23 protein-coding genes and 1 tRNA gene are annotated in these 24,622 nt (G+C 47.6%); 20 read left to right on the plus strand and 4 right to left on the minus strand.

Annotated elements, in window-relative coordinates; translation table 11 throughout:
* Positions 1-7: 7 nt before the first annotated feature.
* Positions 8-1,429: a cardiolipin synthase gene (gene cls, locus ABLA33_RS04275; RefSeq protein WP_347719368.1), complete on the minus strand. Its 1,422-nt coding sequence runs from the start codon at positions 1,427-1,429 to the stop codon at positions 8-10.
* Positions 1,430-1,630: 201 nt separating this feature from the next.
* Positions 1,631-3,091, minus strand: coding sequence for an AAA family ATPase (locus tag ABLA33_RS04280; RefSeq protein ID WP_347719369.1), 1,461 nt, complete (start codon positions 3,089-3,091; stop codon positions 1,631-1,633).
* A gap of 136 nt (positions 3,092-3,227) precedes the next feature.
* Here ABLA33_RS04280 and ABLA33_RS04285 point away from each other — a divergent pair, with 136 nt between their 5' ends.
* The 14 genes from ABLA33_RS04285 to ABLA33_RS04350 all read left to right on the plus strand — a co-directional run bounded on the left by ABLA33_RS04285 (position 3,228) and on the right by ABLA33_RS04350 (position 15,907).
* Positions 3,228-3,404: a DUF4250 domain-containing protein gene (locus tag ABLA33_RS04285; protein WP_040597656.1), complete on the plus strand. Its 177-nt coding sequence runs from the start codon at positions 3,228-3,230 to the stop codon at positions 3,402-3,404.
* A gap of 5 nt (positions 3,405-3,409) precedes the next feature.
* Complete coding sequence (locus ABLA33_RS04290) at positions 3,410-3,823, plus strand: VanZ family protein (RefSeq protein ID WP_311490633.1); 414 nt, start codon at positions 3,410-3,412, stop codon at positions 3,821-3,823.
* Between the two features lie 85 nt (positions 3,824-3,908).
* Positions 3,909-4,709, plus strand: coding sequence for a DUF3822 family protein (locus tag ABLA33_RS04295; RefSeq protein WP_347719370.1), 801 nt, complete (start codon positions 3,909-3,911; stop codon positions 4,707-4,709).
* Between the two features lie 3 nt (positions 4,710-4,712).
* The gene (locus tag ABLA33_RS04300) at positions 4,713-5,261 is read left to right on the plus strand and encodes an RsmD family RNA methyltransferase (protein ID WP_311490631.1); all 549 of its coding nucleotides are present in this window, start codon (positions 4,713-4,715) and stop codon (positions 5,259-5,261) included.
* Positions 5,262-5,855: 594 nt separating this feature from the next.
* Positions 5,856-6,449, plus strand: coding sequence for an IMP cyclohydrolase (locus tag ABLA33_RS04305; RefSeq protein ID WP_347719371.1), 594 nt, complete (start codon positions 5,856-5,858; stop codon positions 6,447-6,449).
* Positions 6,450-6,469: 20 nt separating this feature from the next.
* Positions 6,470-7,504 (plus strand): rod shape-determining protein, encoded by a 1,035-nt coding sequence (locus ABLA33_RS04310; RefSeq protein ID WP_347719372.1) that lies wholly within the window; start codon positions 6,470-6,472, stop codon positions 7,502-7,504.
* A gap of 151 nt (positions 7,505-7,655) precedes the next feature.
* The gene (mreC, locus tag ABLA33_RS04315; RefSeq protein ID WP_347719373.1) at positions 7,656-8,540 is read left to right on the plus strand and encodes a rod shape-determining protein MreC; all 885 of its coding nucleotides are present in this window, start codon (positions 7,656-7,658) and stop codon (positions 8,538-8,540) included.
* Between the two features lie 76 nt (positions 8,541-8,616).
* Positions 8,617-9,159, plus strand: a complete 543-nt coding sequence (gene mreD / locus ABLA33_RS04320; RefSeq protein WP_311490627.1) for a rod shape-determining protein MreD — start codon at positions 8,617-8,619, stop codon at positions 9,157-9,159.
* Between the two features lie 28 nt (positions 9,160-9,187).
* On the plus strand, positions 9,188-11,035 hold the full coding sequence (gene mrdA / locus ABLA33_RS04325) for a penicillin-binding protein 2 (RefSeq protein WP_347719374.1): 1,848 nt from the start codon (positions 9,188-9,190) through the stop codon (positions 11,033-11,035).
* On the plus strand, positions 11,016-12,488 hold the full coding sequence (gene rodA, locus ABLA33_RS04330) for a rod shape-determining protein RodA (protein WP_347719375.1): 1,473 nt from the start codon (positions 11,016-11,018) through the stop codon (positions 12,486-12,488). The genes mrdA and rodA overlap by 20 nt, the downstream gene beginning before the upstream one ends.
* A gap of 31 nt (positions 12,489-12,519) precedes the next feature.
* Positions 12,520-12,990 (plus strand): hypothetical protein, encoded by a 471-nt coding sequence (locus ABLA33_RS04335; protein ID WP_315089805.1) that lies wholly within the window; start codon positions 12,520-12,522, stop codon positions 12,988-12,990.
* A gap of 792 nt (positions 12,991-13,782) precedes the next feature.
* On the plus strand, positions 13,783-14,382 hold the full coding sequence (locus ABLA33_RS04340; protein ID WP_315089803.1) for a TetR/AcrR family transcriptional regulator: 600 nt from the start codon (positions 13,783-13,785) through the stop codon (positions 14,380-14,382).
* A gap of 34 nt (positions 14,383-14,416) precedes the next feature.
* On the plus strand, positions 14,417-15,163 hold the full coding sequence (fabG, locus tag ABLA33_RS04345; protein ID WP_311490194.1) for a 3-oxoacyl-[acyl-carrier-protein] reductase: 747 nt from the start codon (positions 14,417-14,419) through the stop codon (positions 15,161-15,163).
* An 81-nt stretch (positions 15,164-15,244) separates the two neighbouring features.
* Positions 15,245-15,907, plus strand: a complete 663-nt coding sequence (locus ABLA33_RS04350; protein WP_347719376.1) for an RNA pseudouridine synthase — start codon at positions 15,245-15,247, stop codon at positions 15,905-15,907.
* Positions 15,908-16,026: 119 nt separating this feature from the next.
* On the opposite strand, the gene prmA is transcribed toward ABLA33_RS04350, so the two are convergent.
* Entirely contained in the window at positions 16,027-16,878 is an 852-nt protein-coding gene (gene prmA / locus ABLA33_RS04355; protein WP_347719377.1) for a 50S ribosomal protein L11 methyltransferase, read from the minus strand.
* A 118-nt stretch (positions 16,879-16,996) separates the two neighbouring features.
* Positions 16,997-18,367 (minus strand): rRNA cytosine-C5-methyltransferase, encoded by a 1,371-nt coding sequence (locus ABLA33_RS04360; RefSeq protein ID WP_347719378.1) that lies wholly within the window; start codon positions 18,365-18,367, stop codon positions 16,997-16,999.
* A gap of 87 nt (positions 18,368-18,454) precedes the next feature.
* Here ABLA33_RS04360 and ABLA33_RS04365 point away from each other — a divergent pair, with 87 nt between their 5' ends.
* The 6 genes from ABLA33_RS04365 to ABLA33_RS04390 all read left to right on the plus strand — a co-directional run.
* Positions 18,455-19,249: a thymidylate synthase gene (locus ABLA33_RS04365; RefSeq protein WP_347719379.1), complete on the plus strand. Its 795-nt coding sequence runs from the start codon at positions 18,455-18,457 to the stop codon at positions 19,247-19,249.
* Positions 19,250-19,309: 60 nt separating this feature from the next.
* Positions 19,310-19,804 (plus strand): dihydrofolate reductase, encoded by a 495-nt coding sequence (locus tag ABLA33_RS04370; protein WP_347719380.1) that lies wholly within the window; start codon positions 19,310-19,312, stop codon positions 19,802-19,804.
* 62 nt (positions 19,805-19,866) lie between these two features.
* Positions 19,867-21,591 carry a bifunctional metallophosphatase/5'-nucleotidase gene (locus ABLA33_RS04375; RefSeq protein WP_347719381.1) on the plus strand — a complete coding sequence of 575 codons (1,725 nt, stop codon included), beginning with the start codon at positions 19,867-19,869 and terminating at the stop codon, positions 21,589-21,591.
* Positions 21,592-21,701: 110 nt separating this feature from the next.
* Positions 21,702-21,789, plus strand: a tRNA-Ser gene (locus ABLA33_RS04380).
* A 299-nt stretch (positions 21,790-22,088) separates the two neighbouring features.
* Positions 22,089-22,478 (plus strand): hypothetical protein, encoded by a 390-nt coding sequence (locus ABLA33_RS04385; RefSeq protein WP_347719382.1) that lies wholly within the window; start codon positions 22,089-22,091, stop codon positions 22,476-22,478.
* 1,221 nt (positions 22,479-23,699) lie between these two features.
* Positions 23,700-24,622 (plus strand): BspA family leucine-rich repeat surface protein (locus ABLA33_RS04390; protein ID WP_347719383.1); only part of this gene is annotated, 923 nt, incomplete at its 3' end.

Consider the following 24,622-nt stretch of genomic DNA (forward strand, 5'->3'; position numbering starts at 1 on the left):
TTACTGCCTACATCAAAGGTGATAAAATACGTGCATGAGATTCAAGCAAACGTTTCCATAAAGGCCGCTGCATCCAATGGTCGTAGGAAACTTCTTCACAGTCCTCTTGGGCTGTCAGAAAGAGTTGTCGCAAATCAGTTGCCGTCTGCTGATTGTAAACATAAGCATTGGCTTCAAAATTATTCTCAAAACTACGGAAATCCATATTGGCAGAACCAACAGAACTAAACTCATCATCAGCCACGAGTACTTTGGCGTGCAGAAAACCGCCCTTGTAGAGGAATATCCTTATGCCAGAAGCCAGCACATCTTGGAAAAAACTCTCGTTGACCCAGCGAAGAAACAACGCATCAGGGCGAGCAGGCAACATGATACGTACATCGACGCCTACAAGGGCCGCCGTCTGCAACGCTTGCAGAAAAGACTCCGTCGGAACAAAGTAAGGCGATTGTATATAAATGTAGTTGCGTGCGTTCTGTATGAGCCACGACAGCGAGTAGGCTATCTCTGAATACTGCGCAAAAGGTGTACTGAAAACAATTTGGGTAAGTTGCCGACCAAAGGTTTCTGTCGATGAAGGGAAATAGGATTGCTCAGTTTTCAACTCTTCCGTCACAAAATACCAGTCGGAAAGAAAAATACGCTGCAGGGCGCAGACACTCTCACCCTTAAGCTGTAGCTGCATATCTAACCAGTCCGCCGCGCGAAGTGGGGCGTAGCGAAGTGCAAGATTCATGCCGCCAATGAAACCCGTATGGCCGTCGATAATACACACCTTGCGATGATTGCGATAATTAACCTTTCGCGTCAAAGAAGGGAAACGTACGGGTTCAAAAGCCGCACAGCGAACACCAGCCTTTTCTAGCCGATGAAAAAAAGTCTCAGGGACACGCCAACATCCCACATCATCGTAGAGAAGTCGGACCTCCACGCCTTCCCGCGCCTTGTCTGCCAGAGCATCTGCAACAAGCTGGCCGATTGCATCGTCTTCAATGATGTACGTTTCTATATGTATATGATTTTTTGCGGCATAAATGGCGCGCAACAAAGCTTGTAGGAATTGACGTCCCGAAGGCAATAATTCAGTAGCATTATTGCCGGTGATAACACTCAAATGGTTTCTCTCAAGACCTTCTATAAGAGGAGCGAAACGCTTAGGAAATTCACGGACAGAAGGCTCGTAGCAAACTTCCAGCATACGTTGCGTGATACAATCATAAGCGCGGCGACGAAAATGATGCTCACGCCGAACATTTTGTCCGAAGAAATAGAAGAATATAAGGCCAATGATGGGCAACAGCCATATCACAATGAGCCACGCAATAGTTTTGGCCGGCTGGCGGTTCTCCAAAACGATGACTACAGCCGTACTCATGATGAATACAGCGTATGCAATCACTATTATATATAGAAGAACTTCCGTCCACATCTTTTTTGTTCCTTGCTGTAGTAAATATCCTAGTTTCCTTCTTTCGCAAAAATACGGGAAAATTTAGGATTTCACGCCACATCTCCCACTTTTTCTACTGCTCCTATTGACAAACGATGGTTAAATCAGTCGGTTGATAACACCTCTTTGAGGAGTTGTTCGGCATGTTTTATCAGAGTGGTGCGGAGAACCGAAATAGATTCAACTATCTTCCTTAAGTTCTTCGCGCTGACTCTCCGGCCAATTTACAAGATAGAGTCTGCCGGTGGTTCTCGTAAAGGCAGTGTAGAGCCAACGCAGATATGCTGTCAAATCCATCTCGGGCGGCAGATAGCCTTGGTCCACAAAAACGCGGCTCCACTGCCCGCCCTGAGCCTTATGACAAGTGACGGCGTAAGCATATTTGAGCTGCAAGGCATTATAATAAGGATCTTGGCGAAGCTGCTTCATGCGCTCTTTCTTCGTTGGGAGAAAAGCATAGTCGGCCAGTACGTTTTGATACAGACGTTCCTGCTCTTCACTTGTCAGCGAAGGCGAATCGCTGGTCAGCGTATCAAGCAGCACGCGGCAGTCCATCTCGTAGTCGTTATAATCAGGAAAACGGAGCGTAGCATCAGCAAAATGAAAGCTATATTGCTCGTGTACGTTGCGAATACTAACAACTTCGGCCGTATCTCCATTTGCTATGAAATCGAAAGGTAAGCGGTCGTTCTGTCCGAGCGTCTTTAGTAATTGCTCGGTCCAGAAATAATTATTTTTCACAGCCATCACCAAATCACCACGAGCCAGTTGGTCCTCGCGATCAAAGATGCGCGCACGAATTCCTCCATTATAGACATTGGCCCGCTTATTGGAACGCGTCACAACTATAGTATCGCCTGTGCCATAATCGCTATAAGCATCAACAAGTGCCTCTATGAGTTCATCTCCAGGCAGGAAGCGCACCTCTCCACGCCTACTCCCTTGAATCACGGGCATATCCAGTAATCCTTCAGATAAGTGTTCGCGCAAACGAGTGGCGCCGCTCAGCACATCAGAACCTTTCGACTGGCGCACAACTTCGGTCAAATCGGCCTCATCTACATCTAAACCATAACCACGAAGCACATCGCCACGAAGCGCAGGACTTTCATCCTCTCCCACTGGTGGCAACTGTGCCGTATCTCCTACAAAGAGCAACTTACACCCCTCAGCGCCATAGACATATTGGAGAAGATCATCGAGCAATAGGCCCGTTCCGAAGATACTTCCCATGCCGCCTTGATTGCTCAGCATGGAAGCCTCGTCAACTATGAAAAGCGTATAGGGAAACTTATTGAAACCGAGCGAAAAGCGCGTACCTTCACCATTAAAGCTTTGCTGCCGATAGATGGCCTTATGAATCGTATAGGCAGCAGTACCAGCGTGGGCACTAAACACCTTGGCGGCCCGTCCCGTCGGCGCAAGTAGCTGAACAGATCTCTCCAATTTCTGCATCACTCTAACCAATGCGCCCACAAGTGAGGTCTTACCCGTTCCCGCATAGCCCCGAAGGATAAATGCAGCTTGCGGGCGCGGCAGCACGAGGAAACGTGCCAGTTTCTCCGCGGCTTCGCGCTGTTTGGAAGTAAAAGGAAAATGGAATTCCTGCGCTATCTGTTCAACCAGTTCTTCGTATATCATTGTGATACAAAAGTAGAAAATTATTTGTAATTTTGCTGCCCAGCAACGTATCAGGTATATATCTATCAACAACCTTGGTTTGTCGATGACATTCTTTAGCTTACGTTCTGACTTCTTTAATTTATATCTCAACACAATGGAACTACCCAAAGATCCCATGATGCTATACAGCGTCATCAATATGAAACTCCGCGACAACTATAAGTCGCTTGACGAACTCTGCAAGAAAGAGGACGTTGAACGCGCAAGTATCGAAAAACAACTGGCTACAGCTGGTTTCGAATACTCTCCGGAACACAACAAATTCTGGTGATACAGATGAGCATACTCAGGAAATATCCTTTCTCGCTTATCTGCGTGGCGCTTATCTGGATGCTATGCTTCGACACCACAGAGGGAATGCCGAATGTCAGTATTCCCAACATCGACAAGTTGGTTCATTTCGCGATGTACTTTGGCACTTGCTCCACCATCTGGTGGGAACGCCTCAAAGCCACAGGGCGAGAAGATTTTCGCTGGCTTGTCTGCTTTGCCATCATAGCACCTATCTTGATGAGCGGGGTAATAGAGATTTTACAATCGCAGACTACTTACCGGAGTGGAGATTGGGCTGATTTGTTGGCTAATAGTATCGGAGTGTTTGCAGCAATTCCGCTCGGGCACTTCCTTTTAAAACCTATCTTTGAAAATCACTCCGACGAACAAACAGGCGATGGAGAAGAAGAGGTATAAACAATATTGAGCCTCCACTCCACTTGCCTACGGACAAATCTATATTTCCTTTCTTTTTTGCGCAACATATTCATTCTGACATCCTATGGAAACGAGCCATTTTCCCACAAAGCTTACCATCCGAGTATCTGACACTCGCCTCTGCTTTGCGCGCTACGAACTACGCCGCGAACCGCTCTTTGCTTTCTCCTCCTGGCAACTGCGCCAAGAGTTTTCGTTGTTGCAAAATCTGCGTGAAGCCATGGATCGAGAGGAACTATTGCAGGCTCCGACCAGTCACATCGAAATTCTCTGCTGCCAACCCGTCACTCCCGTACCACTGGCCGACTTTCAAGAGGAGGACTGCACGAACATCTATAAATATGTATTCCATCAGGAGCGTCCTCACCGTGTTTTCTACGACACCTTGCCGTGTGCCAATGCAGTCCTGCTCTACGGCATGAAGGAGGAAATATGTCGCGCCATAGAGGAAGTGTTCGGACAAGTTCACTACACCTCCGCGCTTACCTCGCTGCTGGCTCATCTCTCCCAAAAAGGACTGAGCAATGGTACTGGTCGCCGCTTTTTCTGCCATATCCACGACAATGCAATGGACTTTGCGGCCTTTAACTATACCCGCCTAGAACTCATCAATACTTACGAGATTCACAACACAGCGGATGCAGCTTACTATGCCTTTAATGCGGCTCAAAAACTGGGAGCTGACACACGGCAGGATTCATTCTTCATCACAGGCAATAAGGCTGAACGCGAAAAGACGGTAGAAGAGTTCCGACAATTTGCGGCAAATGTCTATGGCGTTAATCCTACGGCCGAATACAACCGTTCCATTGTGGCCACCACTCCTGGTGTGCCCTATGATATGATAACTTTCTTGATGGAATAAACTATGCGAGTAATTACTGGAAAATATAAAGGCCGCCGCTTCGATGTGCCACGCACTTTCAAAGCCCGTCCAACAACCGATTTTGCAAAGGAAAATCTATTCAACGTACTGCGATCGTACATCGACTTTGAGGAAACCACCGCGCTCGACCTCTTCGGGGGCACGGGAAGTATCACGCTCGAACTGCTCTCCCGCGGATGTCCGCAGGTGACCACTGTGGAGAAGGATCGCCAGCACTATATGTTTATCCGTGCCGTACTGCATGAACTCAACGACGATGCTGCCAATCTCTTGCAGGGCGATGCGCTAAAATTTATTGAGCGTTGTAGACAACCCTTCGAACTTGTTTTTGCAGATCCGCCTTACATACTTCCGGAGTTGCCCGAGCTGCCAGAACGTGTCTTGAAGAGCGATTGCCTCAAGGCTGGTGGACTCTTCATTCTTGAACATGGCAAAAACTACAACTTCAGTCACCTGCCAGAGTTCTTAGAGCACCGCGCCTACGGCAGCGTGAATTTCTCCTTCTTCCGCAAGCCCGAAACAGCCGAATAAGTGCCTCCTTTGGCTGAATTATTGAAGATCTCAGTACAAGCAAGTGAGTCAATACGCCTTCATAGGTATACCTCCATAAGAAGATGAGAGATTTTTGCAAACAGTAAGAATTCAGCCTTAGCATAAGCCCGCCCTTTTCTTGACATTGGCCCAGGGTGAAATAGATGTTAACAAAATAGAAATCCGCAGTATCTGTCAGAAAATGCTCGCCTCCGGCCTACGCAAACTGAGGCAGATAGTGCGGATTTTAATAAAAAAATGCTCACTTTTTCTATTTTTGAATAAAAATAGCCTGCTTTTCCCTTTCAGTTTCCTTATTGTGTGAGCGGATAGCCTTATTCTGTCAGCTGACGCAATAAGGATGTTGGCAGATAGCCTTATTGTATCCACCAATAGCTTTATTGAACAGACCTGACGAGTCGGGCTAATCTCAGAACAACTTTGTTCTAAGTTGGATTTCGAGCCATTCTCAGAACCGTAGAATAAGAGATTATTTTACAATACTTAAGTTTTTAATAAATAATATAATAGGACTGTAGCCTTGGTTTGATAAAATCTCGTAACTTTGCAGTCGAAACGTTTCAAACATATTTTATGTCTAGCACTAAAACAATCAGAACCGCCCTGATTTCAGTTTTCCACAAGGACGGACTTGAGGAAATCCTCAAAACACTTCATGAGAATGGCGTCAAACTACTCTCAACTGGCGGCACACAGCAGTTTATCGAAGATTTAGGTTACCCCTGCCAGAAAGTAGAGGAACTAACCACATATCCCTCCATTCTAGGCGGCCGCGTCAAGACGCTACACCCCAAAGTGTTTGGTGGAATCCTGGGCCGTCGCGGTTTGGCAGAAGACCAAGCCGAGATGATAAAGTATGCCATACCGCAAATCGACCTCGTCATTGTTGACCTCTACCCCTTCGAGGAGACAGTGAAGAACGGAGGTAGCGCAGAGGAAATTATCGAAAAGATTGATATCGGCGGTATTAGCCTGATTCGCGCTGCCGCTAAAAATTTCAACGATGTTGTTATCATCCCGAGTAAACACGAGTATGCCGAACTCCTCGACATCCTCCAGAAGCAAGGGGCTAAAACTGATATCGAACAGCGCAAACATTTTGCAGAGCGAGCCTTCGCTACTTCCAGCCACTACGATACGGCGATTCACGAATGGTTCACGAAATAAATAACAGCAGAAAATAGACAATGAGTTTCTTCAGTAATTTTTTCTCCTTCACACAGGAGCTAGCGATGGACTTAGGTACTGCAAACACCATCATTATTGCAGATGATCAGATAGCAGTCAATGAGCCGTCCGTGGTAGCTCTGGACCAACATTCCGACAAACTACTGGCAGTGGGTCAGAAGGCTAAATTGATGTACGAGAAGACTAACAATAAGATTCACGTTATTCGTCCGTTGCGCGATGGTGTTATTGCCGACTTCAACGCTTGCGAGCAAATGATTCGTGGCCTTATCAAAATGGTCCATTCGGGCCGCCGCCTCTTCTCTCCTTCTCTCAGAATGGTCATTGGTGTCCCTTCCGGTTCTACCGAGGTGGAACTTCGTGCCGTGCGCGACTCAGCTGAGCACGCAGGCGGCCGAGATGTCTATCTGATTTACGAACCTATGGCTGCCGCCATCGGTGTGGGTATTGATGTAAATGCCCCCGAAGGAAACATGATTGTGGATATAGGTGGTGGTACAACGGAAATCGCCGTAATTTCCTTGGGCGGAATCGTTTCCAACAACTCTATAAAGATGGCTGGTGACGACTTCACAGCCGACATCCAAGAGTATATGAGCCGCCAGCACAACGTACGCGTCAGTGAACGCATGGCTGAGCGCATCAAGATCAATGTGGGTGCAGCTCTGACAGATCTAACGGAGGACGCCCCAGAGGACTACGTGGTTCATGGCCCGAACCGCATCACCGCAATGCCTATGGAGGTGCCTGTGTGCTATCAAGAGATTGCTCACTGCCTCGAAAAGAGCATTGCACGTATCGAACAAGCCGTTATCAACGCTTTGGAGAACACTCCACCAGAGTTGTACGCCGATATCGTTAAGAACGGTATCTGGCTGACAGGTGGTGGTGCTTTGCTCCGCGGACTTGACAAGCGACTGACGGAGAAAATCAACATCCCGTTCCATGTTGCTGACGATCCTCTCCTTTGTGTTGCAAAAGGCACAGGTATTGCCCTTCAACATGTTGATGATTACACGTTCTTGATGCGTTAATGCGCACAGACATCTCCATAAATAACAATGAGCAATTGTCGTGTCGTGCAATTGTTCATTGTTATTTATTAGGAGTCTGTCCCTTTTTCCAACGGAGAACATAGAACTTGTTCCTCCCGGCTTAGTTTGAATAATAAATAGGCTTGATCCATTGAAGACCTTTCTTGACTTCCTTCGCAAATACAACTTCTTCTTCCTGTTTCTCCTACTGGAAGCAGTGAGTTTTATACTCCTGTTCCGGTTCAACAGCTATCAAGGCAGCGTTTGGTATACAGCAGCCAATCACACAGCAGCAACGGTTAATAATTTATATTATGAAGTTATGACCTATCTCAATTTGGGAGATGTAAATGGCCGTTTGACTCACCAAAACACCTTGCTGACTCAAGAAAATGCTTATCTGCGGACTCGATTGGGAGAACTCTCCCATCAGCCAACGCCCACAGAGCTAAACGTACGTCAGACGCTGGCAAACTATAAACTATTGGACGCCGTCGTTGTGTCCAATTCCACCAAGAAGACCAATAATTATATCGTCATCGACAAAGGAAGTAGTGATGGCGTTCGCCCAGAAATGGGTGTTGTGGGAGGAGGTGGCGTAGTCGGCATCGTTTATCTCACTGGTCCTCATTATTCGCTTGTCATACCTGTTACTAATCACAAGTCAAGCATCAGTTGTCGCGTTCGCGGCCTAGGTTATTTTGGTTACTTACAATGGAGTGGCGAAAAATTGCTCCATGCTTACGTCAACGATATTCCTCGTTACGCTAAAATAAAAAAAGGAGCTATTGTTGAAACCAGTGGCTATAGCGCGGTCTTCCCGCCTGGAATTTTCATCGGTCGCGTGAATAGCGTTGGAAATTCACCAGATGGTCAGAGCTATCGTTTAGATATCACGCTGGGCACAGACTTTGCCACCTTGCGCAACGTATGTGTAGTCATGACTCCTTATCAAGCCGAGATAGACACCCTAAAAGCCCACGCAGCTGAACAAGATGCTCACGACGCCCTCAATGGCTTAGAAACGATACAATAAACATTGCTAAAAATGCGCTTCTTTGGCTCTCAGATGCGCGGGCTATAACGAACGATAGCTCCCTCCTGCAGAAAAATTGTTCTACAAACTGCTAAATGCTTCTTTATCCGTGTTTCAGACAATATTATCCCGCATAGGTTGGTTCTTATTGCTCTTGTTGCTACAAGTGCTCGTGTTCAACCATATCCATATCATGGGCTACGCCACACCAATGCCCTATGTGTATTTCCTACTCATCTTGCCCAGCGACACCCCGCGGTGGCTCTACATCCTACTCGGATTCCTGCTGGGAGTACTGATAGACATTTTTGGAAATACACCAGGCATGGCCGCAGCCACTATGACGGCCATCGGCCTTATCACACCGCTACTTTTCAACCTTTTCGGACCGAGAGATCGGGACAAAGACGACAACATCTTACCTTCAATGAGAACTATGGAGCGCTGGCCCTTCGTCCGCTACCTTCTGACTGCCGTTTTCCTACAGTGCCTCATCTTCTTCTCTATCGAATCATTCAGTTTCTTCAACTGGACTTTTCTGCTTATCAATATCGCCGGCTCAACAGTGCTAACTACGCTGTTCTGCATCGCTTTGGAGCTGATAAGAAAAAAGCCCTAATGAACACATACAATAATATAAGACACCATTGGAAGCCTACAATTTCAGCAACAGAAAGTTTGTGATTGGCGGTGTAGCTATTGGCATCATCCTTATCTACCTCATACGCCTTTTCACCTTGCAATTGTTGAGCGACGACTATAAGAAAAACGCCGACTCCAATGCTTTCCGGAAGGATATCATCTATCCCTCGCGCGGTCTCATATTCGACCGCAATGGCCAACTTATGGTCTACAACGAGCCCTCCTACAACATCATGGTTACCATGAATGAGCAGCAGGGCATAGATACTCTAGACTTTTGCAAAACTATTGGCATCACTAAAGAGTACTACATACAGCGCTGCGAAGAGATAAAAGATACGCGGAAGAACCCAGGCTACAGTCGATACACGCCGCAGGTTTTCATGACGCAAATACCTCCCGAAGAATACTCCCTATTCCAAGAAAAGCTTTTCCGCTTCAAAGGATTCTCTATTGAGAAGAGATCTATCCGCCACTATGCTGCGGCGGTTGGCGCACACATACTTGGTGACGTGGGCGAGGTGAATCAGACCAACATTGATAGTGATAGCTATTACCAGCCCGGAGACTACATTGGAAAGCTCGGAGTGGAACGTTCCTACGAAAAGGTGCTCCGCGGAGAAAAAGGCTTGCGCATCATGCTCCGCGACGTTCACGGACGAACGAAAGGTCATTATATGAACGGGGCATACGACAAGCTGCCAGTGCCTGGGCAAAACATAACACTAGGAGTTGATCTCAAAACACAAGAATTGGCGGAACGATTGCTACAAGGGAAAATCGGAGCAATTGTAGCCATAGAGCCATCAACAGGACAGATTCTGTGCATGGCTTCCTCCCCCAGTTATGATCCCGGTATTATGGTGGGACGCGACCGCTCTAAGGCACACGAGGCGCTTTCGAAGAATCCACGCAAACCATTGCTCAACCGCGCTATCATGGGTACATATCCGCCAGGGTCCACCTTTAAGATATCACAAGCGCTCTTAGGTTTGCAAGAAGGTAGCATTGATCCGCAAATCAGTTTCCCCTGCCACCACGGCTTCAGCTATAAGGGACTTCACGTTGGATGCCACGGACACGCCAGCCCCATCAATCTAGTACCCGCCATTGGTACTAGCTGCAACAGCTACTTTTGTTGGAATCTCTTTCGCCTACTCTCCAACAAGCGCAAGTACGGCTCAGTGCAGAACGCCATGACTGTGTGGAAGAATCACCTTGTGAAAATGGGCTTTGGTTATAAGTTAGGCATCGATCTCCCAGGCGAAAAGCGCGGCATGATACCCAACGCACAATATTACGATAAGGCGTACAAAGGTTCATGGAACGGACTGACAGTTATCTCTATTTCAATCGGCCAGGGTGAGGTTACAGCAACACCTCTACAAATTGCTAACTTAGCCACACAGGTTGCCAACCGCGGTTTCTTCTACACGCCTCACGTTGTGCGTTCTGTACAAGGCGGCCAATTGGACACACTCTACACTCGCAAGCATTACACCGGCATCAACCGCCGCTGGTACGACTACGCAGTAGCCGGAATGCGCAAGGCCGTTATTGACGGTACATGTCGTTCTGCAAATCTTCCTTGGTTCGAGGTTTGTGGCAAAACGGGTACGGCGCAGAACCGCGGACACGACCACAGTGTTTTCATGGGCTTTGCTCCTATGAATAACCCTAAAATAGCTGTCTCCGTCTACGTAGAGAATGGCGGTTTCGGCAACGTCTATGGTGTTCCCATCGGGGCACTTATCATCGAACAATATCTTCGTGGCCAACTCTCTCCCGCATCTATGAGAAAGGCCGCGGTAATGCAAAATCGGCACATCAAGTATGGAGACTTTGAACGGTAGAAAATACGGCAATCCGGCAGCACGCGCCGATTGGGTCGTTATTCTTATTTTCCTGTTGCTACTAATTGCTGGTTGGCTCTCCATTTGTGGTGCGAGCCACAACTTAGGCGACACAGATTTCTTTTCGTGGGGCACGCGAAGCGGTAAACAATTGGCGTGGATAGGATGCTCCATCGGTTTGGGAGGTTTCCTCCTGATGGTCGACGACAAATACTTCGATACGCTCGCTCCTTTTCTATACATCTGCATGATGCTTCTGCTGCTTGTCACTCCCTTTATAGCGCACGACATCAAAGGGTCTAAATCGTGGATCTCCCTTGGCCCCGTCAGTTTGCAACCTGCAGAATTTGCCAAGTGCGCCACGGCTTTAGCGGTGGCTAAAGTTATCGGACAGTATGGCTTCAACCTCTCGAATATGCGCAACTTCTTCAAGGCCGCCGGTCTTGTTCTGCTCCCTATGGTGCTTATTGTGTTGCAAAAAGAGACGGGTTCCGCCCTTGTTTATCTGGCATTCTTCCTCATGTTCTATCGTGAAGGAATGCCTGGTTCTATACTGTTTACAGCAGTAGCAGCCGTTTCTTATTTTGTTGTAGGCATCCGCTACGAAGCAGATATTATGCCGGGTACGCTGACCACAATTGGGCAATTCGCCGTGCTTATCATCATTTGGCTCAACGTCGTGGGGATGTGCGCCATCTACCTGAAGCGCAACAACAGTTGGTTCTGGTTTCTCTCCATAGGCTTGCTAATACAACTCATCGCCTATCTCGTTTCAGCCTTCATCAAGCCGTTCGACGTGGCGTGGGTGCAAATCGTTGGTATCATAGCCATGGCTGGTTATCTCATTTGGCAAGGCTTAGGCGAACGAATTAGATCCTACTCTCTCATTGCTATCTTCGCTTTAGGAAGTACTGCCTTCCTCTATTCGGCCAACTTTGCGCTCAACGATGTGCTTGAACCGCATCAGCAAACCCGTATCAAGGTTTTATTAGGTACGGAGGACGACCCACACGGAGCTGGTTATAATGTCAACCAAAGTAAGATTGCCATTGGCTCGGGCGGACTTGAAGGCAAAGGCTTCATGAACGGTACACAAACAAAGCTGAAATACGTGCCGGAACAAGACACCGACTTCATTTTCTGTACCGTGGGCGAAGAGCAAGGTTTTCTCGGCAGTGCGGGCGTATTGCTTCTCTTCCTGCTCTTGATACTCCGACTGATTTATCTCTCCGAACGACAGACCACCGCCGCGGGACGAGTTTATGGCTACTGCGTCCTTTCCATTCTCCTCTTCCATGTGTTTATCAACGTGGGTATGGTGATGGGACTCACACCAGTCATAGGCATCCCCCTACCTTTCTTCTCCTATGGTGGTTCAAGTCTTTGGGGGTTCACACTACTTCTATTCATCTTCCTGCGTATCGACGCGAGGGACAAAGTAAGAATGAGATAAAACGTTACGGAACAATAGATACACACGAACTATGGCTAAAAAAGAACATCCCTCACATATCTGGACAGGAGTAATTGTAGGTGCATGCCTACTAACGGTGGTCAGCATCTTCCTGTTGAAGCGCGCCAGCGATCGCCGCTCACCTGTCTATACCCAACTACACCCTGAGGACACAGTGGCAGTGAAGGAACGTATGCCCGTTGCCCGTCCCGACACCACTATCGATGCAACCTATTTGCCCATTCTGCGCGACACCGTGAATGTTGCACTCTCCGACAGCATCACGCGCGACACGCGTGGAGCCTACGAAGCAGGCAGCGAAGACGGCTATTTGGCAGGCATGGACGATGGGGCCACGCAGCACCCACACGCCAGCTACGATACCTCAAATGCTTTTACCAAACCGAAGGACAAGGCCGCCTATGTGCGCGGCTATGGCGAAGGCTATCAAAAAGGCTTTGAAGATGGTGCCAAAGGTAAGCAGTTCAACATAGGCAACTAATAATCCTTACAGCAAACATATCCTACTGGCTTTTCCCTCATGCAACGGAAAAGCCAGTATTTTTTATGGAAAACTCTAGGTTGGAAAACAATGCACAAGGAAAGATTGGGGTAAACCTTTCTGCTCACCCAGAAAAAGCTAAGATTGTAAAGCAAATTCTTATTTTAGAGAGCTGAGAATAGCTTGAATTCTCCATTTCTGTAAAGTGATTCACAAACCTGTTCTGCTTGTCCGATCAGTCCAATAAGGTTAGTAACAAATGCGATAAGGAAGTCAGCTGACACAATAAGGATGCCGACGGGTAGCCTTATTGTATTTCTAAACAGAATAAGGAAATTTCCTTCTTAGCGACACACGTTGAAGACGAAAAAGAAGAGAAATCAGAGCTTTTCCTTCTTTTTCAGAAAAAAATTAAGAAAAACAGCCAAAAGAATACGTCCAAATATGAATGTGCAAAAGAAAGATACTAACTTTTTAGGGACATTCAACTCCAGAACGAAAATACCTATTGTCAAAAAAGAAGGCGGCAAATAGGAATGTAAGAAGACAGAACTGTTAGCCTCATAGCCTCGTTACCAGCTCCGGAAAAGAGAAGGATTACTTACGGCTGCTGACAGATAAAACTGAGATGCAGTGCTACACATTCCACACGGTTGAGAAGCTAAAAAAGAGAGAAAAAGCTCGGCACATTCTTTCAATTTCTGTGCAGTTTATTTGGTTCATTCGTCATAATCCCGTACTTTTGCATATCCTTTGCACATAGAAAACAAAGTGTGTTAAACAAAAATCAATATGTCTATAGCCAAAACGCGCCAAACTCTTTTGGAAGTTGCTCGAGAACTTTTTGCTCGTAAAGGCCTTGAAGCAACCACTATGAACGATATTGCTCAAGCTTCGCAACGTGGACGACGAACATTGTACACATACTTCCGCAACAAGGAAGAAATCTACTATGCCGTCATTGAGAACGAATTGGAACGCTTGTCTGAGAAAATGGACAAAGTGGCTGCAATGGACATAGAGCCAGAGGAGAAAGTATTGACGCTCATCTACACACACTTGCAAGTGATAAAGGAAACGGTGGCTCGCAACGGCAATCTGCGCGCGGAGTTCTTCCGAAATATATGGAAAGTGGAGCAAGTGCGCAAAGCCTTCGACCGAGAAGAACAGGACATTATCAGTCGCGTGCTGAGAGAAGGCGTAGAACGCCATAAGTTTAACATCGACAACATCGGCCTTATGACCGATATCATCCACTATGTGATGAAAGGTCTCGAAGTGCCCTATATCTACGACCGCCTCGGACATGGACTTACGGAAGAAGAATCCATTCCGATGGTGATGCGCGTTATCCGTGGCGCACTGGGATATCCTGCTGCCGAAACTAAATAAGAAAACATTTACAACTAAAACATAAATAAAAATTATGGGACTTTTAACTGGTAAGACAGCCTTAGTCACGGGTGCAGCCCGCGGTATTGGCAAAGCCATTGCTCTGCGCTTCGCTGCAGAAGGAGCAAACATCGCATTCACAGACCTCGTTATCAACGAAGACGCTCAAGAAACCATCCGCGAGGTGGAAGCTAAGGGTGTGAAGTGTAAGGCTTACGCTAGCAACGCGGCCAATTTTGAAGAAACCCAGACCGTAGTGGAAACTGTTAAGGCAGATTTCGGCAGCATTGACGTGCTGGTGAACAATGCAGGTATCACCAAGGACGGTTTGCTCATCCGCATGACAGAAGCTCAATGGGACGCTGTATTGGCAGTGAACCTAAAGAGTGCTTTCAACTTCTGCCACGCTGTTGTGCCCATCATGCTGCGTCAGCGCCAGGGCTCAATCATCAATATGGCTTCTGTAGTAGGCGTTCATGGTAATGCAGGTCAGGCTAACTATGCAGCTTCCAAGGCAGGCCTTATTGCTTTGGCAAAATCCATCGGCCAAGAGTACGGCCCCAAGGGCATTCGCGCCAACGCCATTGCGCCAGGCTTCATTGAAACAGCTATGACAGCAGCACTTCCTGATGATGTTCGCAAGGATTGGATGACCAAAATTCCACTTCGCCGCGGCGGTCAGACCGAAGATATTGCCAATGTGGCAACATTCTTGGCAAGCGAAATGTCAAGCTATGTCAGCGGCCAGGTTATTCAGGTCGATGGCGGCATGAATATGTAATTTCACACCAATAGGATAAGACGAATCCAGCGGAGATGCTTAAAAATCCCCGAAGGATTCGTCTTTTTAGTTTCTGAAAGCATGAATATACTTTACGAGGACAACCATATCATCATAGTCAACAAAGCTGCAGGCGAAATTGTGCAGGGCGACAAAACGGGCGACCGCACCCTCTGCGATGAGGTTAAAGCTTATATCAAAGAGAAATATGCCAAACCCGGCGCGGTATTCTTGGGTATTCCTCACCGTTTGGACCGCCCCGTGAGCGGTATTTGTGTGTTTGCCCGCACAAGTAAGGCACTGACACGCCTCAACGATATGTTTCGAAAGAGTGAAGTCAAAAAGACATATCATGCCATAGTGGGCAACTGCCCCAAACTGCCCGAAGCAGAACTCGTGCACTACCTTACGCGCAACGAAAAGCAGAACAAAGCTTACGCCCATGAGAAGGAAGTGGCTGGGAGCAAACGCGCAGTGCTGGACTATAAGGTGATTGGACAAAGCGATCGTTATACGCTCGTGGAAGTGAATCTCCACACGGGGCGCCACCATCAGATTCGCTGCCAACTGGCAGCTATCGGTTGCCCCATCAAAGGCGATCTCAAATATGGAGCACCGCGCTCTAATCCCGATGGCTCAATTTGTCTGCACGCAGCACACATTGAGTTCGAACACCCTGTGAGTCATAAGCTCATCAGTGTTAGCGCGCCCTACCCTGCTCTGCCCATTTGGCACGTCATGTAAACGTGTCGATGGCTTTGAGATGTGAACACATCAGCGGCATTTAGTGCTGAATAAAAAAGAGGTAAGAAAAGAAAAAACTAAAAGCCAGTGCTATTCTTTGCACTGGCTTTTAGTTTTTATTACGGTTTTCGGAAAGCAGCACAACACCAATTGCGCTCTTGTCCTGCATGATCGAAGATCAGTCCTAAGCGTTCGGCTTCAGCCTTTATGCGGGGAAGATCGTCATAATAGAACCCACTCACAAAGAGCAGACCGCCAACATTCAGACGTGAAACGTACTTCTCCATATCTGCCAAAATGATATTCAGATGAATGTTGGCCAAAATTACATCAAAGGGGCCTACTTGTGGCAGAAGAGAAGCATCGCCCAGAAGCACGTTAATATTTGAAATGTGGTTGAGTTCAAAATTCTCCTTTGAGTTAAGCACGCACCACTCATCGTTGTCGATAGCTGTAAGGGTTGCCGCGCCGCGCATACTTGCCAAGATGGCGAGCAAACTCGTACCGCATCCCATATCGAGTACGGTACGCCCCTCCATAGGATTGTTGAGAATCTCGCGTATCATTTGCGAAGTGGTCTCGTGATGGCCCGAACCGAACGACATTCGAGGATTAATTTTTACGTTGTATTCAACCGTTGGCACGTCCTTATGGAAAGGAGCAGAAATCACACAACGGTTATCGATATTGAGTGGCTCAAAGAAATTGGCTTCCCATTCTGCATTCCAATCCTTATCCTCGGCCTCGTGCCCTTCATAAGAAATTTCTGCCGGCAGCGGGAAGTTGGCCAAAACTTCTTTGAGGCGTTCCTTGCTAAACTCGTCTTTCTTGACGTAAGCTTTTAGTGGTTCTTTGCCTTCTTCGTCTTTTACAAAAGAGTCGAAGCCTGCATCGGCCAATACAGCCCCCAAAATGTCCTGCATATCGCCGGAATTGGGAGAGATGTTAAAGGTATATTCCAAATACTTCATAATGGAGATTCTTCTCCTTCTTTTTCTGATATGAAAAAAGAAGGTGTTTTTATGCGTAATAAAGAGGTGAAACGAAAGGTCTTGTGCGTTGATTCATAAGACAAAGAAAAGGTTGCGACTAAGGTAACTGTTTACGGATGCGCCACTCGGGCGGATAGAGATTATTGGCACGCGCACCGAGATTGTTCACAAAACCGAGAGGACGTCCCTGGTAGGTCACAATAACATACCCGCGCGGAGCATCCACTGTGATAGCATCGCGGCGCAAATATGCAAGGGCCTCATCGAGCGAGAGCTCTATGCGCGGAAAGGCTTCGGGAGCGAGGGCTTGCGAGAGCACCAGCTCCTGCTGTGGTACCCATTTTTGCCCCTTTGCTTCAGCCAGTAAAATGCCCGCCCAGACTGTTTTCAGCTGATTGCGGAGACGCTGCACATCCTCATAGAGCGACTTACGAACAGCTGCCACGTGCAATTCATCGGGCGCATAGAATTTATAGTCAGCTTCGTTCTGCAACCAACCACTCAGTTTGCTCGCATTTCTCAACGGCTGTTCGCGCACACCTTTCTTGTGCTTTCGGTTGCCACCTGCTTCAGTCGCGCTCGTCTTGCGGAGCAAAGCTAAGAAGAAGCCCTCACCGCGACTCTTCCCAGGGAGAAAATGATAAACAGGAAGCCCTCGTCCGGTGGTATCTCCCTTCACGTTCCATTCTTCAGGCACATCCAGATGAATCGGTTCTGCGCCCAATTCATCACATATATAAGACACGTTGTCTTCATCCTCAAAACGATTAAAAGTACAGGTGCTATAAACAAGATAACCGCCTTGTCGGAGCGCAGGCCAAACATCGGCAATGATACTACGTTGCAATTCGGCACATTTCCTAACATTCTCCACCGACCATTCGTTGCGCGCTCCCATATCCTTACGAAACATTCCTTCGCCAGAGCAGGGCACGTCCGCAGCAATAACATCGAAGAAGCCCGTCAGCGGAGCGAAATCGGCAGGATAGGCATTACTAACCACCACGTCCGGTTGTCCCCATTTTGCTAAGTTCTCCGCCAACACCATTGCTCGCTGCCGCAGCGGTTCGTTGGCAACGAGTAATGCGCCATCGGGCAGAAGCGAGCGCCAAAGCGTACTCTTCCCTCCTGGCGAAGCACAGAGGTCTAGCAAACGTTGCGGACACTCGCCCATTGCTTTGAAAGCCTGCTCCACAAACATGGATGCAGCTTCTTGCACATAGTAGCAACCTGCATGGAGCAAAGGATCGAGCGTGAATTGTGGGCGCTCACTGAGGTATCGCCCTGTTCGGCACCACGCCACAGGCTCTCCGTCGGTGTCGTACCCCTTTGCTTCATTGCAGCGAACACTCGTAGGGCAAGGCGTTTCAAGCCCCTCAAAGAGTTGAAGGGCTTCGTCAGTTCCCAGCAGGTTTGTCATTTCTGAGACAAAATCCGCAGGCAATGCTATCTTTTCTGTGGTTGTCATATCAAAGGTTTTGCTGCTACTTAATTCTTTCTTCGCCAGCAAAGTTAGTCTTTTTTTGGTACTTTTGCAGCCGAAAAAAATCAAACAATGAGACAATATCTCAACTTGCTCCAAGAGATTCTCGACAACGGCGTTGAGAAGACAGACCGCACTGGTACGGGGACAAAGAGTATCTTCGGCCATCAGATGCGTTTCAATTTAGAGAAAGGTTTTCCGCTCCTCACCACGAAGAAACTACATCTGAAATCCATCATCTACGAACTGCTTTGGTTCTTGCAGGGCAGTACGAACGTGAAGTATTTGCAGGACCACGGCGTGCGCATTTGGAACGAATGGGCCGACGAGAACGGTGAGCTGGGCCCCGTCTACGGCCATCAGTGGCGTTCTTGGCCCGACTACCACGGCGGCACTATTGACCAAATCAAACAAGCGGTTGAACTGATTCGCAACAACCCTGATTCGCGCCGCATCGTTGTTTCAGCTTGGAATGTGGCCGAGGTGGCGGATATGGCCTTACCTCCCTGCCACATGCTCTTTCAGTTCTATGTGGCTGATGGTCGTCTGTCGCTCCAGCTCTATCAGCGTTCAGCCGATACGTTCTTGGGAGTACCGTTCAACATTGCTTCCTATGCACTCCTCTTGCAGATGATGGCGCAAGTGTGCGGACTCCGCGCGGGCGACTTCGTTCACACTATGGGCGACACGCATCTCTATCTCAACCATCTGGAACAAGCGCGCTTGCAACTCACGCGAACTCCGCGCCCTCTCCCAACTATGAAACTGAATCCCGAAGTAAAGAACATTTTCAACTTCCACTTTGAAGATTTCGAACTGGAAAACTACGATCCTTGGCCACATATAAAGGCGGATGTATCGGTCTGAAATCAGCTTTCATCCTCCTTTCTCCCTCGCTTTTTAGCTCCTTACTGATTCCTTATATATATGCTCACCATTATCTGTGCCGTTGCCCAGAATCGAGGTATCGGCTATCATAACAATCTGCTGTTTCATCTCAGTGCCGACTTGAAACGCTTCAAGTCTCTTACCACGGGGCACACCATCATTATGGGGCGGCGCACTTTCAATTCACTGCCGAAAGGAGCTTTACCCAATCGCCGCAACATTGTTTTGAGTCGCAATGCTTCACTCCAACTCCCTGGAGCGGAAGTGTTCCCCTCACTCCAAGCAGCTCTGAACGCTTGCCAAGCTGATGAGGACGTTTACATCATTGGCGGCGCATCCGTTTATGCCGAAGCCTTTCCCCTTGCTCAGCGCCTTTGCCTGACAGAAGTGCAGGCCATTCCTGCCGAAGCGGATGTATTCTTTCCCGAATTCGATGCTACGCAATGGCAAGAAATCAGTAGAGAACATCACGATGCCGATGAGCGCAACGCCGTACCGTTCGATTTTGTCGACTATATCAGAAAAGGTAAATAAACAGTCAAAAAATAGTTATCTTCTGCCTTTTCACTAAGAAAATTAATAATAAGACTAACAATATGAAACATTTTCTTCTTCTCCTTTTCGCGCTGACTGCTACCACGCTTTCGGCCAAACCGCGCGAAATTCGTTTCAAGATTCTTGAAACCACCGATGTTCATGGTAATTATTTCCCCTACGATTATCTCAACCAGCAGCCGGGCGAAGGCTCGCTCATACGTGCCTACTCGTTCGTAAAAGCACAGCGACAACTCATGAAGCCGCAGCACGTATTGCTCCTCGATGCGGGCGATATTCTGCAAGGACAACCCTCCGCTTACTATTACAACTTCATGGACACTGTGAGCCAACACGCTTGCGCTTCAGTGCTCAACTATATGCAGTATGATGCAGCCACTGTGGGCAATCACGACATTGAGGCAGGTCACGCTGTTTATGACCGCTGGACGAAAGAATGCCGTATGCCGATGCTGGGAGCAAACATCATTCGCACCAGCACGGGCCAACCCTACTGGCGTCCCTACACCATCATCAAGAAAGACGGTGTGCGCTTTGCCGTTTTAGGTTTGCTCACCACGGGCATCCCCAACTGGCTCCCCGAAAACCTTTGGTCGGGAATGCGCTTTGACGACATGGTGGAAGTAGCCCGTAAATATATGCCCGAAATGCGCCGCCAAGCCGACGTAGTTATCGGACTCTTCCACAGTGGTGTGGGTCGCGAAAACGCCACAGGCACAAAGAACGAGAACGCCTCTCTGCAAGTGGCACAACAAGTTCCGGGCTTCGATCTCATCCTTTGTGGTCACGACCACCGCAAGGCCAATCGCAAAATTGCCAATGTCAATGGCGACAGTGTCCTTGTTCTCAACACGGGTGCTAATGCCCATTTCGTAGCAGTAGCTGACCTCGTTGTGGAAAAGAATGGGAAAAGAGTAAGCGTCAAGAGCGCCACTGGCCATTTGGAAGACATCGACCAATGGGAAGTGAATCCCGAAATGCTCGCCCATTTCCAACCGCAGATAGATGCCGTAAAGAAATTCACGCAAGAGGCCATTGGCCACAACGCCACCGAACTCACCACTCGCCCCGCCTTCTTCGGCCCATCAGCATTTGTGGATTTCATCCATCAGCTACAGCTTAAAATCACGGGAGCTCAGATCTCTTTTGTTGCACCGCTTAGTTTCGATGCCCGCATCCCTGTTGGTACAATCCGCGTCAGCGACATGTTCAATCTCTACAAGTTTGAGAATATGCTCTACGTTATGCAGCTCACGGGGCAAGAGATTAAAGACTTCCTTGAATATAGCTATGCTGGTTGGACACAGCAGATGACCTCTCCTTCAGACCATTTACTGCTCTTCAACGACCGCACCATCAATTCTCCCGAAAGCTGGCAGCGCCTGCGCACACCGAGCTACAACTTCGACAGTGCTGCGGGAATCCTCTACGAAGTGGATGTTACCAAGCCTCGCGGACAGAAAATCACCATCAAGAGTTTAGCAACGGGCGAACCGTTTGATCTGAAGCAGACCTATCGTGTAGCCGTTAACAGCTATCGCGGCAACGGTGGTGGCGGCCTTATGACAGAGGGAGCAGGCATCCCACGCGAACAGCTTGTTAAACGCATTGTTTGGAGCACGGACAAAGATTTGCGCTACTATCTCATGCAAGAAATTCGTCAACAAAAAGACATCGCTCCCAAGGCTCTCAACCAGTGGAAATTCGTTCCGGAAAACTGGACAACTCCTGCTGCGCAACGCGATAGCATCACGCTCTTCCAGTAGTCCAGAACAAGCCCTTTCCTTAAAAAACTTCTGCAAAAATTTGGTACTTCAATCGTATTCGCGTACTTTTGCACCCGGATTTCAGCAGAAGTCTTTGCTCAACCGCACAAGGAAAGGTGCTCGAGTGGTTGAAGAGGCACGCCTGGAAAGCGTGTAAACCCCTAAAGGGTTTCGTAGGTTCGAATCCTATCCTTTCCGCACATTATCAACACTTCAAGCGACTTAATGTTTTACGCATTAAGTCGCTTTTTCGTATTATTTTAAGGTAAGAAACAGGCAAATTACAATAGGAAGCAGGCAAAAAAGTGCAAAAGGCAGGCAAATAAAAAGAGTACGAAACAGGCAATATATCTCCTGTCATCATTTCTTTTAATGCCGTTCTCGTTTTATTTCTATTAAATCTTTATTTTTGTAAACATTAGAATAAAAGGCGTCTAATTCATAAGTCAACTAAATTCTACAGATAACAAATATCAGTAACAAAATAACTTTCTATTATGCGAAAACTTTTATTACTACTTATTATTACTCTTACAAGCCTCAACGTAACTGCACAAACCACTCACGCAGCATATTGCGAAGTTGCCGTTTATCGTGTCGCTTTATTCTCACAGAAAGTAGCAGCTGTAGTAGATGCTGGCACAGAAAAGAGCGGCTACATCATCAACGAGGACGGGAGCAAAAAAATATTCAACTCAACTATCGACTTGTTTAATTTTTTTGGAAAACTCGGATGGTCGGTAAGTCAGAATTATTTAAGACCCGATTCCGATAAAGAAAACAATCCTTTACGTTTTCTTTTGACAAAACAAGTAGTGAACGATGAGGAAGTTTTTACTGGCCTCAACATAAAAAACAACACACAAAAAAGAATATTCGCGCATTAAGCAACTTTTCCATTGATTACCTACCCATCTCACATTTCAACAAGGTTTCCCCACCAAGCCTTTTTTTGAAGACTCTTAGAGGGAAAGCACAAGGAGAATCTGCGTAATCGTCAACACCCTTATTGCGTTTTCAGATACAATAAGCCTATCAGCTCACACCCTTATTGTGTCAGCTCACGCCCTTATTCTATCCGCCCGCCCGCTTATAGCGTTTACTCTCCTCTGCGATATAGCGTGCTCACCCACTGTCCCCGGCGGGGACACACCATGCGTAACCGCGGGTGATGCCCGAAGGGAGAACCCGTGGATAGATAACAGCCCTTACCCTCCGACGCCGGCGGCGTCGCACAGCACCCACCTCCCTTCTCCTTGTCTTTATTTTCTGTTGTCACGTCGTCACGTCGTCACACTTTGCATATAACTAATTGAAAACATATCTGTTATGAGTGTAACAACGCGTGACAACAAAATCGAGTATTTTCTTAGAAGGAGAGAGGAAGAATACTCCCTCAACGCTGTCAGTGCGACACCGCCGGTGTCGGAAGGTAGTGCTGTTGTCTGTCCACTTCTCCACGGGTTCGCCCTCACTATCGTTCGGGTATCACCCGCGGTTAAGCATGGTGCGCCTCCGCCGGAGGCGGCTCTGTGTAGATGCGGATGCGGAGGAGGTGCAGTGAGGGTATCCACAAAAGCATACATACCATAGAGAATGTGAGAGAGTGACGATCGGCGAAGTAGAGAACGAGAGTATCCGCAAGAGCATAGACGATACGCAGGGATGGAATTGAGCTGAGTATCCCTCGTGCTCACCCACTGTCCCCAGCGGGGACACACCATGCTTAACCGCGGGTGATGCCCGAAGGGTGAACCCGTGGATGGGCAACGACACAAACCTCCGACGCAGGAAGCGTCGCACAGCACCCACTGCGGCTCGTGTGGAGTTTCTCCCTCAACGCTGTCAGTGCGACGCTCGCCTGTACACTGCCTTAATGAAGGAAAATATGTATTTTTTTGTATTATTTAAAAGTTTCTTTATATTTGCAGATGTATAACTTTTAATACAAAAATGCTTGCCGCTTTGCTTTCTAAAGAGTTGGAAGGCGGACACAGTGTAATCTAAACAATACAAACATTATTCATTTCAACCTACCCAACTTCCCGATACGGCACTCCTAAAAAGTAGAAAGACGACGAGGAGACAAAAAGGGGAAGAAAATAATTATGAAGAAACATTTACTCAAGCATTTCTGTGCTGTGTTCCTCGCATGGTTCATGGCCTTGTTGCTCCTTCCGCAGTCCGCTCAAGCACAGGAGAAGGAAGCCTACGTTGTGAAAAGCAGCGACAAGAAAACGCTAACGTTTTACTACGACGATCAGAAATCCTCCCGCACGGGCACTGTGTGGGGAATTGAGGAGACGAGGAAGAGCGACTTCGGAAATACATACCCTGCTTGGTCTGGAACGTGGACTAGGCCAGAGTACCAAGTTACTACCGCTGTCTTCGACGCTTCGTTCAAGAACTATCTTCCCCAAAGCACTGAGATTTGGTTTCGTAATTTAATAAAACTGAAGAAAATAGAAGGATTGACAAATCTCAATACATCTAAAGTCACTACGATGAGCGGAATGTTTTTAGGCTGCTCAAGTTTAACTTCCCTCGATCTCTCTAACTTCAATGCGGAGAACGTGAAAGACATGCGTTCAATGTTTTTGGGCTGCTCAAGTTTAACTTCCCTCAATCTCTCCAACTTCAATGCGGAGAACGTGCAAAACATGAGTGGAATGTTTCATGGCTGCCAGAGTTTAACCTCCCTCAATCTCTCCAACTTCAAGACGGAGAACGTGCAAAACATGAGTGGAATGTTTTATGGCTGCCAGAATTTAACATCCCTCAATCTCTCCAACTTCAATACGAAGAACGTGCAAGACATGTGGAAAATGTTTTATGGCTGCTATAATTTAACTACCCTCAATCTCTCCAACTTCAAGACGGAGAACGTGCAAAACATGAGTGAAATGTTTTCTGGCTGCTCAAGTTTAACTTCCCTCAATCTCTCCAACTTCAATACGGAGAACGTGCAAAACATGAGTGAAATGTTTAGGGACTGCCAGAATTTAACTTCCCTCAATCTCTCCAACTTCAA

The organism is uncultured Alloprevotella sp., from assembly GCF_963536905.1.
GTDB lineage: Bacteria > Bacteroidota > Bacteroidia > Bacteroidales > Bacteroidaceae > Alloprevotella.